This window comes from Streptomyces sp. ISL-11 (assembly GCF_018614525.1).
In the GTDB taxonomy this organism is placed as follows: Bacteria; Actinomycetota; Actinomycetes; order Streptomycetales; family Streptomycetaceae; genus Streptomyces.
This window is the reverse complement of the sequence record NZ_JAGGOL010000002.1, coordinates 1-15,691: the sequence shown is the minus strand read 5'-3', so window position 1 is coordinate 15,691 and position 15,691 is coordinate 1. Positions and strand designations below refer to the sequence as shown.

At 70.5% G+C, this 15,691-nt stretch carries 15 protein-coding genes; 9 read left to right on the top strand and 6 right to left on the bottom strand.

Translation table 11 applies throughout. The annotated features are described in order from the left end of the window. Positions 1-162 precede the first annotated feature (162 nt). Complete coding sequence (locus J7E86_RS00370) at positions 163-348, bottom strand: CsbD family protein (RefSeq protein WP_215078493.1); 186 nt, start codon at positions 346-348, stop codon at positions 163-165. Between the two features lie 194 nt (positions 349-542). Between J7E86_RS00370 and J7E86_RS00365 the strand changes: the two genes are divergently transcribed. The 5 genes from J7E86_RS00365 to J7E86_RS00345 all read left to right on the top strand — a co-directional run bounded on the left by J7E86_RS00365 (position 543) and on the right by J7E86_RS00345 (position 4,960). After that, positions 543-818, top strand: a complete 276-nt coding sequence (locus tag J7E86_RS00365; RefSeq protein ID WP_215078491.1) for a WhiB family transcriptional regulator — start codon at positions 543-545, stop codon at positions 816-818. Positions 819-871: 53 nt separating this feature from the next. Then, positions 872-2,338 (top strand): aminotransferase class I/II-fold pyridoxal phosphate-dependent enzyme, encoded by a 1,467-nt coding sequence (locus J7E86_RS00360; protein ID WP_215078490.1) that lies wholly within the window; start codon positions 872-874, stop codon positions 2,336-2,338. A gap of 77 nt (positions 2,339-2,415) precedes the next feature. After that, complete coding sequence (locus J7E86_RS00355; RefSeq protein WP_374223743.1) at positions 2,416-3,666, top strand: aromatic acid exporter family protein; 1,251 nt, start codon at positions 2,416-2,418, stop codon at positions 3,664-3,666. 107 nt (positions 3,667-3,773) lie between these two features. Then, on the top strand, positions 3,774-4,412 hold the full coding sequence (locus J7E86_RS00350) for a hypothetical protein (RefSeq protein ID WP_215078488.1): 639 nt from the start codon (positions 3,774-3,776) through the stop codon (positions 4,410-4,412). A 92-nt stretch (positions 4,413-4,504) separates the two neighbouring features. Next, on the top strand, positions 4,505-4,960 hold the full coding sequence (locus tag J7E86_RS00345; RefSeq protein ID WP_215078486.1) for a Crp/Fnr family transcriptional regulator: 456 nt from the start codon (positions 4,505-4,507) through the stop codon (positions 4,958-4,960). Between the two features lie 52 nt (positions 4,961-5,012). Here the strand turns inward: J7E86_RS00345 and J7E86_RS00340 are convergent, their stop codons facing one another. Then, on the bottom strand, positions 5,013-5,426 hold the full coding sequence (locus tag J7E86_RS00340; RefSeq protein WP_215078484.1) for a MerR family transcriptional regulator: 414 nt from the start codon (positions 5,424-5,426) through the stop codon (positions 5,013-5,015). Positions 5,427-5,858: 432 nt separating this feature from the next. On the opposite strand from J7E86_RS00340, the gene J7E86_RS00335 reads away from it, so the two are divergent. Together J7E86_RS00335 and J7E86_RS00330 are read left to right on the top strand one after the other, a co-directional pair. Beyond that, positions 5,859-7,349 (top strand): SulP family inorganic anion transporter, encoded by a 1,491-nt coding sequence (locus tag J7E86_RS00335; protein ID WP_215078482.1) that lies wholly within the window; start codon positions 5,859-5,861, stop codon positions 7,347-7,349. Between the two features lie 161 nt (positions 7,350-7,510). Beyond that, entirely contained in the window at positions 7,511-8,032 is a 522-nt protein-coding gene (locus J7E86_RS00330) for a DM13 domain-containing protein (protein ID WP_215078480.1), read from the top strand. Positions 8,033-8,046: 14 nt separating this feature from the next. Here J7E86_RS00330 and J7E86_RS00325 read toward each other — a convergent pair whose 3' ends face one another. The 3 genes from J7E86_RS00325 to ligD all read right to left on the bottom strand — a co-directional run bounded on the left by J7E86_RS00325 (position 8,047) and on the right by ligD (position 10,384). Further along, complete coding sequence (locus J7E86_RS00325) at positions 8,047-8,586, bottom strand: hypothetical protein (protein WP_215078478.1); 540 nt, start codon at positions 8,584-8,586, stop codon at positions 8,047-8,049. Between the two features lie 246 nt (positions 8,587-8,832). Then, positions 8,833-9,219, bottom strand: a complete 387-nt coding sequence (locus tag J7E86_RS00320; protein ID WP_215078476.1) for an SH3 domain-containing protein — start codon at positions 9,217-9,219, stop codon at positions 8,833-8,835. Between the two features lie 136 nt (positions 9,220-9,355). Further along, on the bottom strand, positions 9,356-10,384 hold the full coding sequence (ligD, locus tag J7E86_RS00315) for a non-homologous end-joining DNA ligase (protein ID WP_215078474.1): 1,029 nt from the start codon (positions 10,382-10,384) through the stop codon (positions 9,356-9,358). An 86-nt stretch (positions 10,385-10,470) separates the two neighbouring features. On the opposite strand from ligD, the gene J7E86_RS00310 reads away from it, so the two are divergent. Continuing rightward, complete coding sequence (locus J7E86_RS00310; protein WP_215078472.1) at positions 10,471-11,532, top strand: ATP-dependent DNA ligase; 1,062 nt, start codon at positions 10,471-10,473, stop codon at positions 11,530-11,532. A gap of 8 nt (positions 11,533-11,540) precedes the next feature. Here J7E86_RS00310 and J7E86_RS00305 read toward each other — a convergent pair whose 3' ends face one another. Then, complete coding sequence (locus J7E86_RS00305; RefSeq protein WP_374223744.1) at positions 11,541-13,415, bottom strand: glycosyltransferase family 2 protein; 1,875 nt, start codon at positions 13,413-13,415, stop codon at positions 11,541-11,543. Between the two features lie 507 nt (positions 13,416-13,922). Between J7E86_RS00305 and J7E86_RS00300 the strand changes: the two genes are divergently transcribed. After that, positions 13,923-15,458, top strand: coding sequence for an AMP-binding protein (locus J7E86_RS00300; RefSeq protein ID WP_215078469.1), 1,536 nt, complete (start codon positions 13,923-13,925; stop codon positions 15,456-15,458). Positions 15,459-15,691: the final 233 nt, after the last annotated feature.

Genomic DNA, 15,691 nt, shown 5'->3' with positions numbered 1-15,691 from the left:
GGGCTTACGGGACATCATTTAGCCCTAGAAGGGTTTCCGGCGGACCTTCGATCGCGGGCCGTCCTGAACGCCGGACGGGCTGAAAGCGGCTGCGCTCAGCCGAATATCAAGCCCGTCCGGCGATGAGGGCACCACCGCACAGCGGTGGTGCGCCCTGCGGCGTCAGTGCCGGAAGGTGTCCTTGGCCGCGTCCTTGGCCTTCTCCTTGGCCTCGCGGGCGTCGCCCTTGGCTTCTTCAGCGGCGCCTTCCTCACGCAGCCGCTCATTTCCGGTCGCACGGCCCGCCGTGTTCTTCAAGGAGCCCTTCGCCCGCTCCTTCTTGGCCTTGGCCTTCTCATGCGCGGTCATGGTTGCACTCCTCGGCTTTCGGAGATGTTTCCTTGACGCCGATCCGTCTGCCCGGCACCCGGGGCCTCAAACACCGGGAAACCGCGGCCGCCCCGGCGGAATACCTCGGGATATCCCGGCAACCCGAGCGGAAAGGGCCGTTCGAAAAGGTCGAAGGAACGTGACCGGATCACACACACAGATGGGAATATGACGTGAACTGGCGACAGCACGCCGCCTGCCGGGAAGAACATCCCGACCTGTTCTTCCCCATCGGTACGGGTGCCCCGGCCCTCACACAGACCGAGGACGCCAAGTCCGTCTGCCGGCGCTGCCCCGTCATGGAGCGGTGCCTGCGGTGGGCCTTGGAGACCAACCAGGAGTACGGAGTGTGGGGCGGTACGAGCGAGGCGGAGCGCCGGGCCCTGCGCAGGACGAGGCAACGGACGCCATCGAGGAGCAGGCACGCCGTGAGCGCCACCCGGTCGTAGGCCCGCCGGACGTGCCCTGTTTCCTCGGAGCCCTCACAGGGGAGCGGAATTCCATGGACCACTCGATCGCGCCGGTGCTGGAGGCCCTCGCGGCCTACGGCGAGACCGGTCAGACCCCATTCACCCCTCCGGGGCACAAGCAGGGGCGCGGCGCCGACCCGCGGGTGCGGGCCGTGCTGGGAGACGCGGTGTTCGTCAGTGACGTCCTGGCCATCAGTGGTCTGGACGACCGTACGTCCTCCCATCATGTCCTGGAGAAGGCGCAGGAGCTGATGGCCGACGCCGTCGGTGCCGAGCACACGTTCTTCTCCACCTGCGGCAGTTCGCTGTCCGTCAAGGCGGCCATGCTCTCGGTCGCGGGGCCGCACGAGAAGCTGGTGGTCGGCCGCGACGCCCACAAGTCGGTGGTCTCCGGGCTCATCCTGTCCGGCGTGCGGCCGATCTGGGTGGACCCGCAGTGGGACCCCGGCCTGCACCTGGCGCATCCGCCGACGCCCGCGGCGTTCGAGGCGGCCTTCGACGCGCACCCGGACGCCATGGGCGCCCTGGTCACCAGCCCCACTCCGTACGGCACCTGCGCCGATCTGGCCGCGGTGGCCGAGGTCTGCCACCGCCGGGACAAGCCCCTGATCGTCGACGAGGCGTGGGGCGCGCACCTGCCGTTCCATCCCGGCCTGCCGACCTGGGCGATGGACGCCGCGGCGGACGTCTGCGTCACCTCGGTGCACAAGATGGGTTCCGGCCTCGAACAGGGCTCGGTCTTCCACCTGCAGGGCGAGCGCGTGGACGGGAACAAGCTCAAAGCCTGCGCGGACCTGCTGGGCACCACCAGCCCGTCGGTGCTGGTCTACGCCGCCCTCGACGGCTGGCGCCGGCAGATGGTCGAGCACGGCGAGGCGCTGTACGACCGGGCGCTGGCCCTCGCGGAGGACGTGCGGTCCCGTATCGACGCGATCGACGGGCTGCGGGTGCACGGGCGCGCCGACTTCTGCGCGCCCGGCCGTGCGGCGGATCTCGATCCGCTCCAGGTCGTCATCGACATCTCGGCCCTGGGGACGACCGGCTACCGCGCCGCGGACTGGATCCGCGAGGAGCACGAGGTGAACCTGCACGTCTGCGACCACCGCCGGATCAGCGCCCAGCTGACCCACGCCGACGACGAGCGGACCGTCGCCGCCTTGCTCGGTGCCCTGCACGAACTGCCCCTGAGCGCCCGGGATCTGCGGCCCGCCGCCGAGGTGGACGTTCCGTCCCCCGCCGAGTTGCGGCTGGAACAGGTGCTCCTGCCCCGGGACGCGTTCTTCGGCGCCACCGAGCGCGTGCCCGTGGAGAAGGCGGCCGGGCGGATCGTCGCCGAGATGCTGACCCCGTACCCGCCGGGGATTCCCGCCGCGTTGCCGGGTGAGCGCCTCGACGCGGCGGTCGTGCGCTACCTGTGCACCGGTGTGGAGGCGGGGATGGTGATCCCCGAGGCCGCCGATCCGGAGCTGCAGAGCGTGAAGGTGGTCGTCGAGGACTGACGCCGGCCGTCCCTCGGGTGGCGCAGCCGTCGGGAGTGAAGGAGGGTCCGCAGCGGGAGAACGGGAAGAGGCAAGAGGTGCACAACGGGCAGAAGGTGCGTGACCTCGCCGATCCCCATCCCCTGACGACCTTGGTCCGCCGCGGCCGAGAGCCCGCGGTGGTCCAGACGGTGCGTTCGACGCTGGCCGCGGTGATCTCGTACGTGGTCGCGCTGACGCTCAGCAAGGAGCCGGCGCCGCTGACCGCGCCGCTCACCGCGCTGCTGGTCGTGCAGGTCACCCTCTACGCCACCTTGACCACCGGCATCCGCCGGGTGAACTCCGTGGTCGCGGGTGTGCTGATCGCCATCGGGTTCAGCACGCTGGTGGGGCTGACCTGGTGGAGCCTGGGTCTGATCATCCTGGCCTCGCTGGTCATCGGCCGGTTCGTCCGGGTGGGCGAATTCGTGCCCGAGGTCGCGATCAGCGCCATGCTCGTCCTCGGCGTCACCCGCGTCGCGGAGACCTCCTGGGACCGGGTGCTGGAGACGCTGATCGGCGCGGTGGTCGGGCTGCTGTTCAACATCCTGTTCGTGCCGCCCGTATGGGTGCAGCCCGCCGGGGAGGCCATCGAGGACCTCGCGCGCCGTATGCGCGGGCTCCTGGACGACATGGGGACCCAGGTCATCGGTCACACGCCGGTGGAGGAGGCCGCGGCCCGGCTCCACGAGGCCCGGCGGCTGGACCACGACATCGTCGAGGTGGACGCCTCCCTGCGGCAGGCGGAGGACAGCCTCCGGCTCAATCCCCGGGTCAAGGAGGGGCTGCTGTACCGCGTGGTGCTGCGGACGGGTCTGGACGCGCTGGAGATCTCGGCGGTCGTGCTGCGGGTGACCGCCCGGACCCTGACCGACCTGGCCAAGCAGCGCACCGACGAGCCCCTCTTCCCGGCGGACGTCGCCGAGAGCCTGCGGGAGGTGTTCACCCACGTGGCCCGGGCCGTGGAGAGCTTCGCCGTGGTCATCACCACCCATGTGACCACCAGTGCCGAGCACGCGGAGACCCGCCTCAGCGAGGAGCTCGCCGCCGCCCGCACCACCCGTGACCAAGCGGCCGACCTGCTGCTGGAGAAGGTCCTGGAACACCCCCGCCAGTGGCAGTTGCACGGTGCCCTCCTCGCGGAGATCGACCGCATTCTCGACGAGCTGGACGTGGAGAAGCGCTCGCAGCGCCTGGTCGAGGAGCTCGACCGCCATTCGCGCGAGCAGCTCAACCGCCGTCCGCGCCTCAACGCCGTCCGGCGCAGGCTGCGCAGCAGCCGTTTCGGCCGCCGCAGCACCCTCGGATGACGGCCCGGCCGCCGCACCTGCGGTATCTGGTGGCCCATCAATAATTGCGGGGCCGGTGGGCGCGCCACAGGGTGATCGAGAAGACCTCAGGCAGCAAGGAGCGCTCCATGAACGTGCCCCGCAGAACCCGCCTTGCCGTGACCGGCACCGTGTGCGGTGTCCTCGCCCTCACCGTCGCCGGTACCGCCACCGCGGCCCCGGCCGGCGCCCTCCCGCGGCCCGGGACGCAGGCTCCCGCGCCCGATTCCCTGCGCAGGGCGGCGGCCGAGGGGGCAAAAGCCATCGACATCAACCCCTACGCGGAGACCGCCCGTCGCATCGTGCGGGACTGCGCCACCGCGCCCGCCGACGGGACCTGCGCCACGGCGAGGACGCACCTCGACGGGCTCACCACGGCGCGTACCGTCCTCGACGAGCAGTCGCGGGCCGCCGTCCCCGACATGGGGACCGTCATCGGCGCGACCGCCGACGCGGTGGCCGCCACCGCCCATCTCGCCAAGGGCGGCGTCGTCCCGGACGGCGTCAGGGTTCCCACCCGGACCGACCGCGCGGGCGGGCTGGTGTCGGTCGTCACGAGCGCGCTCACCGGGCTCGTCAGTGCGATGAGGCCCGTGGTCGTCGGCATCAACGCCCTGGTCAAGGGCGTTGTCAGGGGTGTCTTCGGGAAGCCGGCGGCCGGCGAACGTCAGTTCCACCGGGATGCCGTGCACGCCCGGCCGTGGCTCAATGGACCTACCAGGTCGTAAGGGCGGCCGCGTGGCGCGCGGGCCGGGGCGAGGGCCACCGGCCGGGCGGCGACGCGTCGGCGGGCGGTGCGGGCGGCGAGGAGGTCCCGGCCATGACCACTGCGAAGAAGCTGCTCAGGGCGTTGCCCGCGGAACACCGGGACCGTCTGATGGAGCTCGCCCGGGAAGTGTCCTTCGCGCAGGACACCCGGATCTTCGAGGAACACGGCCGCGCGGACCGTTTCTGGATCATCCGCTCCGGAGCGGTGACGCTGGACCTCTCCCTGCCCGGACCGCGGGTGGCCACCGTGGAGACCCTCGGCACGGGTGATCTGCTGGGCTGGTCGTGGATGTTCCCGCCGTACGAGTGGGGCTTCGGCGCCGAGGCCCTCAGTCCGGTGCGGGCGTACGAATTCGACGGCGCCGAGGCGCGGAACCTGTGCGAGAGCGACCCCGCCCTCGGCTTCGCCCTGGTCCGTGCGGTGGCGGAGATCCTCGGCCACCGCCTCCGGCAGGCGCGCACCCGGCTGCTGGACCTGTACGTCCCGCACGGCAGCGGCCGGCTCTGAGCCCGGCCGCTGCCGCGCGTCGCGGATCCGATCCCGGACGTGACGCCGCGGTTCAGAGGCGGGCGGCCGGAGCGTTCCGCTCCAGGCGGGCGCCCAGCGTGGCGGCGAAGTCCTCGGCGCGGGACAGCTGGACCCGCAGCTTCTCCACCTGCTCGACAGCGGCCCGCTCGTAGACACGGACACGCTCCAGGAGAGCTTCGTGCTCGTCGGGGTCCAGCGGGCCGCCGGCGTCGAGACGGTCGGTGGCATCCAGCAGATCGCGCATCTGCTCCAGGGTGAAGCCCAGCGGCTTCATGCGACGGATCACCATCAGCCGGGCGACGTCGGACCCGGTGTAGAGGCGGAAGCCGCCCTGGGAGCGGGCGGAGGGGACGACCAGGCCGGACTCCTCGTAGTGCCGGATGGTGCGCAGGGACAGCTCCGTGCGCGCGGCGACCTCGCCGATCTGCATGTGCTTGCCGTCCACGCCCGTCTTCCCGGCCCTTCGTCTGCCTCGCTGTGCGGCGGCCGTGCGGCCACCACCGATCCCTACTCTAACGTTAGGGTAGAGTTGCTGGTGGCGAGGGTGGCGTGCCGCCGCCCTGCCGTTGCCGTGCCGGGGCCGATGCCGCCCCCGGCGAAGATCCGATTCTTGCAGGAGAGAAGCGTGCGCGAGCCCATGACGCCCGGCGCCGCTGCCTGCCCGCCGTGATACTTCGCCTCCGGATGTGAGCCGGCCGCGCATGCGCGCAGGCCCTCGCCCCGGTTCTTCACCGACTTCCGGTCCCGCGCTCTGGGGCCGTCCCGTGGGGGTGCCGGCCCGGCACCGCCTCCTCCTCCCGCGCGCCCCGGCCTGCCGAAAAAGGGGTGTGCCCGAGCACGACAGGTTCCTTCTGCCTTGTCCTCTTCCGCTTCCGCTGTGTCCCCCGCCGCGTGGCTGCGCGGCCTGAAGCCCGACTGGCTGCGTGATCCGAAGGTCTGGCGCACCGAGGTGCTGGCCGGCCTGGTGGTCGCTCTCGCGCTGATCCCCGAGGCGATCTCGTTCTCGATCATCGCCGGGGTCGACCCGGCGATCGGCCTGTTCGCCTCCTTCACCATGGCCGTGGTGATCTCCATCGTCGGCGGCCGCCGGGCGATGATCTCCGCCGCCACCGGCGCCGTCGCCCTCGTCATCGCCCCGCTCAACCGCGAACACGGCCTGGGCTACCTGATTGCCGCGGTCATCCTGGCCGGTGTCTTCCAGGTCGCCCTCGGGGCGCTGGGCGTGGCGAAGCTGATGCGGTTCATCCCGCGCTCGGTGATGGTCGGCTTCGTCAACTCCCTGGCCATCCTGATCTTCATGGCCCAGGTGCCCGAGATGCACGACGTCCCGTGGGCCGTCTACCCGCTGATCGCCGCCGGCCTGGCACTGATGGTGTTCTTCCCGAAGATCACCACCGTCGTCCCGGCGCCGCTGGTGTCCATCGTCATCCTCACCGTCATCACGGTGGGCGCGGCGATCGCGGTGCCGACCGTCGGCGACAAGGGCGAGCTGCCCTCCTCCCTGCCGGTACCGGGCCTGCCCGACGTGCCCTTCACCCTCGACACCCTGACCACCATCGCCCCCTACGCCTTCGCCATGGCCCTGGTCGGCCTGATGGAGTCGCTGATGACGGCCAAGCTCGTCGACGACATCACCGACACCCACTCCAACAAGACCCGTGAATCGATCGGCCAGGGCATCGCCAACATCGTCACTGGCTTCTTCGGCGGCATGGGCGGCTGCGCGATGATCGGCCAGACGATGATCAACGTGAAGGTCTCCGGCGCCCGCACCCGCCTCTCCACCTTCCTGGCCGGCGCGTTCCTGATGGTGCTGTGCATCGTCTTCGGCCCGGTCGTCTCGGACATCCCCATGGCCGCCCTGGTCGCCGTCATGATCATGGTGTCGTTCGCGACGTTCGACTGGCACTCCATCGCCCCGAAGACGCTTCGGCGGATGCCGGCCGGGGAGATCGCCGTCATGGTGATCACCGTCGGCTGCGTCGTGGCCACCCACAACCTCGCCATCGGCGTCGTCGTCGGCTCCGTCACCGCCATGGTGATCTTCGCCAAGCGCGTCGCCCACCTCGCCGAGGTCACCGCCGTCACCGACCCCGACAACACCACAGTGGTCTACCGGGTCACCGGCGAGCTGTTCTTCGCCTCCTCCAACGACCTCGTCGGCCAGTTCAACTACGCCGGCGACCCGGACAAGGTCATCATCGACCTGTCCGCAGCGCACGTCTGGGATGCCTCCTCCGTCGCCGCGCTCGACGCGATCACCACGAAGTACGCCCAGCGCGGCAAGACCGTCGAGATCACCGGCCTGAACGACCCGAGCGCCGACCTCCACGGCAAGCTCACCGGCGAACTCACCGGCGGTCACTGATCCCAGCCTCCGCAGGCGAGCGAGAGGACCCCGGCCATCCGCCGGGGTCCTCTCGCACAGGACCGCCGCCGCACGTAAGACTTTCGTCATCGGTTTCCTGGAGCAGACCAGGAGCCCGGTCCGTTGCAGCGGGTGAGTGCAAACGGTTTCGGGAGGCTGGGATGGGACGCGTACGGCGGTTGCTGGGCAGGCCGGTGGTGATCGGGGCGCTGGTCGTCGGAGTGGTGGCGGCGGGTGTGGGAGCGGTGTGGTTCCAGCCGTGGAAGCTGTGGGTGGACAGGACGGTGCACGAGTCCGCTCCGGTGGCGGCGGACGCGGGCGCCCGGGGGCCGCGGACCCTGGCCGTCGGTGAGCTGATCAGCCATGAGCACAGCACGAAGGGGACGGTACGGGTCCTGGAGCTGCCCGACGGGAGCCGTACGCTGCGGCTGGAGCACCTGGACACCAGCGACGGTCCCGACGTGCGGGTGCTGCTCACGGACGCGCCCGTGAAGCCGGGCCGGGCGGGCTGGCACGTCTTCGACGACGGCCTGCACACCAGCCTCGGGTCGCTCAAGGGCAACAAGGGCGACCAGAACTACGCGCTGCCCGCCGGTCTGGACCTGAACCGGTACAGCAGTGTCAGCATCTGGTGCGACCGCTTCGACGTCTCCTTCGGCGCCGCCGCCCTGAAGCGCGTCTGACGCAGGGGCGGCCGCTACGAGCCCGTGACCTCGGTCCGCGCGGCGACCGGTGCGGTGCCCGAGATCGCGCAGGCGACCGTCACACCGAAGACGTGGACCGTGGCGGCGCCGGGCGTGAACGTCGTGGTGCCCATCGCGTCGAGCGTCACCGAGGCGGTGCCGCCCGTGACCTTCACCGGTGTCCCCGTGGGTATGGAGGCGGGATTGGTGAATCCGGTGGCGGTCACCGTGCCCGTCGCGGCGCCGCCGAGCTCGATGGTCATCTCCCCGGTCACGCTCTTCGCCGGGACGGTGACCGGTGCCGTCAGGCTCGTGGTGACGTCGACGGCGAGTTCGGCGGTGCCGCCCTGAGGAACCGTGGCGGGGGCGGTCACGGTGACCTCCAGGGACTGGACCCCACTGGGGGCTCCGGGACCGGTGCAGGTGTAGCCGACGGACACCGTGTCGGCCGTGGCCGGCGGCGCCGCCAGCACGATGCCTCCGATCACCAGCGCGGCGACGAAGGCCGCGCCCGCCGTGGTCCGCTTGCGCTGCGAGCTCCTGGGCGTGCTCATCGCGTGCTCCCTTCCTGTCCCGGTGCGGGGTGACAGCCGGGATCATAGGAAGAATGACGTGGACACGTCATGGATGCCACGTGACGGTGGAGAAGTCAACAGCCGGGAGGACACCGCCCGGAGGGGACGGCGGGCACCGGATCCCCGGAGCTCCGGGGACGGCGGGCACGGTTCCGCGCGCACGACGGCGGGCGGGCCGAGGCACGTACGCCTCGGCCCGCCCGCTCCGTCATCGCTTCCCGTGGATCACCCCATGGCGGCTCGCGTCGTGGGGGCGTCGTCGAGCGCGCTGCGCTGCATGTCCTTGCACACGGGGACATTGCCCACGTTGGAGACGTACACCGAGCTCACCCACGTGGCGCGGTCCCGCAACTGATACCAGACGCTGTTCCCGGCGATGGCCTGCGCGCGGACCTTGCAGCGGAGCCCGATGCGAGTGCCTCGCACGAGCGTGCCCCGCACCGAGGAGTCCGTGCTCGGGTACACCCGCTCGTTGACGCCGGTGGGGTTTTGGACCGTCCCGTTCGGCTTGACCGGTACCGGTGCCGACTCGGCCGGCCCGGAAGCCAGCAACGCCCCGGTCAGCGCGGCGACCGAGACCGCCACGCTACGGGCCACGAGTGTCGGGGTCATAACTGCTCCCTCGTTCTACGGAGTGGATAACGCAAAGCCCACGTTCCACTCCGCTATCACGAATAAACCATCCCCAACTCGCACATAACCCATACGCACGAACCGCTGCCGCCACCCGGGTTCACCGGCGCGCCGATCAGTCCTCCGGCACCGGCGGGGCCTCCTTGCGGGCGCGGCTGGGCTGCACGCGCTTCGGCTCGCCCTTCATCTTCGGGTGCTCCGGCGGGTAGGGCAGGTCGCCCAGGCCGTGTTCGCGCTCGTCGCGGTCGGCCAGGTCCAGGGCGGCGCGCAGGTCCCCGGGTGCGTCGTCCATCCCGGCGTGCACGTCCCCCAGGGCGGCGAAGCGTTCCGGCATGCTCGCCAGGTCGAAGTCCTCCGGCACCGCGTCGGGCACCTCTTCCCACCTCAGCGGGGCGGACACGGGGGCGTGCGCGCGCGGACGTACGGAATAGGCGCTGGCGATCGTGCGGTCGCGGGCGGTCTGGTTGTAGTCCACGAAGACCTTCTCGCCGCGCTCCTCCTTCCACCACGCCGTGGTGATGGCCTCGGGCGCGCGCCGCTCCAGCTCCCGCGCCACGGCGATCGCCGCGCGCCGCACCTGGGTGAAGGTCCACTCGGGCCGGATCGGCACGAAGACGTGCAGACCGCGACCGCCCGAGGTCTTCGGCCAGCCGCCGAGGCCCAGTTCCTCCAGGACCACCCGCAGTTCGAGGGCGGCGCGCACCGCGTCCGCGTAGGCCGTGCCGGGCTGCGGATCGAGGTCGATGCGCAGCTCGTCCGGATGGTCGGTGTCACCGCGCCGCACCGGCCAGGGGTGGAACGTCAGGCATCCCAGGTTGGCCGCCCACACCACCGCCGCGACCTCACCCGGGCAGATCTCGTCCGCGTACCGGCCGCTGGGAAAGGAGATGCGCCCGGTCGGAATCCAGTCGGGCAGGTTCTTCGGGGCCCGCTTCTGGAAGAACGACTCCCCGCCGACCCCGTCCGGGTAGCGCTCCAGCATCGTCGGACGGTCCCGCAGCGCGCGCACGATGCCGGGACCGACAGCGAGGTAATAGGAAACCAGGTCGTATTTGGTGAAGCCGCGTTCCGGGAAATAGACCTTGTCCGGATGCGAGATCCGTACCGTCCGCCCGCCCGCAGAGAGTTCCACTGCCTCGCCCATGGACCCACGCTAAGCGCCCGCGCGCACGGTCGCCCGCCGAGCGCAACGGCGGGCGGCCGGACCGCCGGGGCCGCACAATCGCGGTCATGGAGCTCCCGGTCATGCCGCCCCTGCAGCCGATGCTGGCCAAGTCGGCGTCCGCCATCCCGCCCGGAATGCAGTACGAGGCGAAGTGGGACGGTTTCCGGGCCATCGTCTTCCGCGACCGCGACGCCATCGAACTGGGCAGCCGCTCCGGCAAGCCACTGACCCGCTACTTCCCGGAGCTCGTCCGCGTCCTGCTGGAGCAGCTCCCGCCGCGGTGCGTCGTGGACGGTGAGATCGTCATCGCCCGCGGCGGCCGGCTGGACTTCGACGCACTGCTGGAGCGCATTCACCCGGCCGCCTCCCGCGTCACCCACCTGGCCGAGGTCACCCCGGCGAGTTTCATCGCCTTCGACCTTCTCGCCCTCGGTGACGAGTCGCTGCTGGACACCCCGCAGCTCGCCCGCCGCGAGGCCCTGACCGACGCGCTCCGCGACGCCCGCGCGCCGCTCCACATCACCCCGGTCACCATGGACCTGGACACGGCCCGGGCGTGGTTCGAGGAGTACGAGGGGGCCGGTCTGGACGGCGTCGTCGCCAAGCCGCCGAACCTGCCCTACCGGCCCGGGCAACGCGCCATGACCAAGGTCAAGCACGAGAGGACGGCCGACTGCGTGCTCGCGGGGCTGCGCCCGCACAAGAGCGGCCCCGTGGTCGGCTCACTGCTCCTCGGCCTCCATGACACCGCCGGCCACCTGCAACACGTGGGCGTCTGCGCCTCCTTCCCGATGCGCAGACGCCAGGAACTGATGACGGAGCTGGAGCCCCTGCGGATGCCCTCCGTCCAGGGCCACCCCTGGGAGCACTGGGCCGACCCCGACGCCCAGGCCGCCGGCAGGCTGCCCGGTGGTCCCAGCCGGTGGACCGGCACCAAGGACCTCTCCTGGATCCCGCTGCGGCCCGAGCGGGTCTGCGAGGTCGCCTACGACCACCTCCAGGGCAATCGCTTCCGCCACACCACCCAGTTCCGCCGCTGGCGCCCCGACCGCGAGCCCGGGGAGTGCACGTACGCCCAGCTGGAGGAGACCCCTCACTTCGACCTCGCGGGCATTCTCGACCTCTGACGGACGTCTCAGGCCGGCCGGTGTTGCCCCGGGGCCCGGGAGATGACCGTGCTCTCCGGCGCGGGGGTCACCACGGCACCCGTCACCCCTGACGCGGAAGCCGATGCCGTCGCCGGTTCGCCTGCCAAGGCCAGCGCGGGGGACGGCGAGGGCGACGGCGCGGGCGATCCCGGCCCGGAACCGTCACCCCACCGCTCCCGCAGCACACCCACCAGCCACACCCCCGCCGGTCCCAACGCCGTCAGCAACGCCAACCCCGCCCATACCCGCATCGCCGGATACGCGTGCCCCCACACCACCGACGCCGCCAAGCACAACCCGAACACACCCGCCCACCCCAAATGCGCCCGGAAAGTCCCCACGCAGTCCGGCGACGCGGAATCCCCCTTCGGCGTCACCACGAACCCCGAACGCCGCCGCAACACCGCCTGCCCCAACGCCCGCGCGTACAACGGCGCCGACACCGCCGACATCACCATCCCCGCCACCCCCGAGGAACCCACCGGCTCATGCGGACTCACATTGTGCCGACGATTCACCACATACAACGCCACCTGCAATGCCGCCGCATCCCCGTACAACATCAACCACACCTCGGACGGCACGCTGATCCCCGCCGCACCGAACCCCAGAAACAACACACACGACACCCCACCCAACACCCACGTCAACGCCGCCATCGGATAATAAGCAACCAACAACACATAATTCACCACCCGCCCCGGCGACAACCCCCACACCACCCGCCCGAACTGACCCAACAACGTCTCGAACGTCCCTCGCGACCACCGCAACTGCTGCGAAAAGAAATCCGTCCACGATGACGGCCCCTCCCCCACCGCCAACACATCCGGCGTGTACACCGACCGCCACCGCCGCCCCGTCACCGGATTCCGCCGCCGATGGATCTCCAGCCCCGTCGCCATATCCTCCGTGATCGAGTCGTACAAACCCCCGATCTGCCGCAGCACACTGATCCGCACACAATTCGACGTCCCCACGAACATCGGCGCACCATAACGGTTCCCCGCCCGCTGCACCAACGCATGGAACAAAAATTGCTGGCTCTCCGCCGCCTTGGTCACCCGCGACACATAATTCCCATACACCTGCGGCCCCACCACAAACGCCACATCCGGATCCCGGAAATACCCCAGCATGCGCTCCAGAAAATTCGGCAACGGCACATGGTCCGTATCCACACACGCCAAAAAATCATAACCGTCACCATGCGCATCCAGCCACGCATTGTAATTACCGTGCTTCGTCCGCGCCCGAAAACGGCCCGACGGACGATTCCACCGGTCCACCCCCTTCCGCGAGAAATGCCGCACCCCCAACCGGTCGCACAACGCCCGCGCCCCCGCGTCATCGCCCTCGTCCAGCAACCACACATCCACCACCCCCTCATAACCCACCCGCACCGCCCCCTCCAACGTCGCCGCCACCATCTCCAGCGGCTCCTTCCCCGGCACGAAACTCGTGCAGAACGCCACCCGACCCCCCGGCTGCGCCCGCACCGGCACCGGATCCCGCGCCACCCATGACGCATGCGCCACCGACACCACGTTCACCACACGAAAAACCTCGACCAACCCCACCGCCGACAACATCAATCCATCCACCAACCCCCACCACCCACCCCGCACCACCCAATGCCCCGGCCACAACAACCACACCAACAACACAAAGGAGACCAAGGGCGCCGACGCCACCAGCAAACCCACGCCCCAGCAGCGCAACCACCCCTCGCCTTCCCGCATCTGACGTGTCATCAGCCGTCGGTAGCCGACCCGGTACGCCCCCATCGGCGGATCCGCCAGCTCCCCCGCCAGCCGGCTGAAACCCTCGTAGTCGTACCCACCGCCCTCCACCTCCCCCACCCCGCCCGGCGCCGGTTCACCCCCGCCACCGGGGACCTCGACCGCCGGCCCCGGAACACCACCACCCGACCCCGACACGCCCTCACCACCCGCCACACGACACCCCGACACCCGCACACCACCCACCACAACCACCACCCACTCCCCGGTACGGATAGACGGACAGCGCGGACGATTCATCACATCAGCCAAAAAAACCTAACAAGGCGGCTCACTATTCATCCGACGATCAGACCCGAAACACCCCTACAACCACTCACATGGCCCATAGATCCGTATGACTGCCATACGAATGGGCATCACCGCGCAACGGGTGCAGGCAGCCGCAAACGGCACACGCATCGCAGGTGAAAGCCTCAACAGGGCTTCAGATATGGCCGGATGTCGACGTTTCAGGCGAGGGAATCCAGGCGGGAAAGACCCCCGACTTTGATTCGTCGATCATGGGCAACTATCATGAAAACTGGTTGCCTAGGTCAACTGATGCCCCTTGAAAGGAAACCCCGCATGTCCGTCACCGCGCAGCACTTCCGTACATATGTGGAGCGCAATCTCGACGCCCTGGGAACCGATCCCGACCGGACCGCCCTGCTGCGCGAGGACCGGCGCATCACCGCCGGTGAACTACGGGGCCTCGTGCACCGCATGGCGCGGGCCCTGCTCGCCCAGGGCGTGCGCCGCGGGCAGACCGTCACCCTCCTCAGCGGGAACCTGCCGGAGACCATCGCCGCGCGGTACGCCGCCAATCTGATCGGCTGCGCCGTCAACCACCTCTACAACAAGCTTTCGGTCGAAGTGCAGGCCACGATCGTCCGGGACATCGAGACCCACGCCCTGATCGTCGACCCCGCCTACGCCGGGCGTGCCCAGGAGCTCACGGACCGGGCACCGGTCAAGAGCGTGCTCACCCTCGGCGCCGCCGAGGTGGGCGTGGACCTGCTGGAGCTGGCGGCCGCCGAGTCCGCCGAGCCGTTCCCCGGCCTCGCCCGGGCCCAGGACGTCTGCACCATCCGCCACACCGGCGGCACCACGGGCCACCCCAAGGCCATTTGCACCACCTTCGAGCAGGCGCCGGCGTTCGACGAGGCGATACCGGACTGGGAAGGGCCGGTCCGGTACCTGCTGAGCACCACGCTCGCCCACGCCGGCGGCCTGATGGCCGACTTCGCGCTGCGCAACGGCGGCAGCGTCCGGCTGCTCGACGACTTCGACGCCGCGACCGTGCTGGCCACCGTCGAGCGCGAGCGGATCACCCACCTGTTCCTGCTGCCGCCGCTGCTCTACCAGCTGATGGACCACCCGGACGCCGCCCGCACCGACACCTCCAGCCTCAGCCACGTCTGGTACGGGGGCTGCCAGTCCTCGCCCGCACGGATCGCGGAGGCGGTGCGGCGCTTCGGCCCGGTGCTCAATCAGTTCTACGGGCAGAACGAGGCCGGCGGCATCAGCATGCTCTCCGCCGAGGACCACGACCCCGACCGCCTGGACCGGCTGCGGTCCGCCGGAAAGATCCTGGACGGGGTCGAGGTGGCGATCCGCGACGAGCACGGCCGCGATCTGCCGCGCGGGGAGCACGGCGAGATCTGCATCCGCTCCGCGAACATCATGCAGGGCTACTGGAAGCAGCCCGAGCTCACCGCCGAGGTGCTGCGCGACGGGTGGCTGCACACCGGTGACATCGGCTACCTCGACGCCGAGGGCTACCTCACCATCGTCGACCGGATCAAGGACATGATCGTCGTGGTGGGCGGCCACGTCTACACCACGGAGCTGGAGGACCTGATCAACACCCACCCGCAGGTTCTGCAGAGCGCCGTCTTCGGCGTTCCGGACGCGAACCGCATGGAGCAGGTGCACGCCGCCATCGTGCGGGTGCCCGGCGCCGAGGTGGACGCCCGGCAGCTGCGCGCCATGGTGCGCGAGGAGCGGGGCGCGATGTACGAGCCGGCGCGCATCTCGTTCGTCGACGAGCTGCCGCTGACCGACGCGGGTAAGCCCGACAAGAAGCTGCTCCGCCGGCGGGCCGAGTCCACGGCCGTCTGAGCCGGTCGCCGGAGGGCTGCCCCGCTCCCGGCCGACGGTCCGGCACCGGCGCGACGATCCGTACAGCCGGTGGGACACGGAGAGCGGGGGCCGCCGGACGGCGCTCGCGGCGTCCCCGCGGGAAGCCCTCACCCGAACCGCCCGCCAGTGCCCCGCCGTTCGCCGCGCTCCGGCCCCCGGGCGGTCCGGGCCCGCGCCGCGTCAGGTACGCGGGCCCGTGATCTGCCGCATGC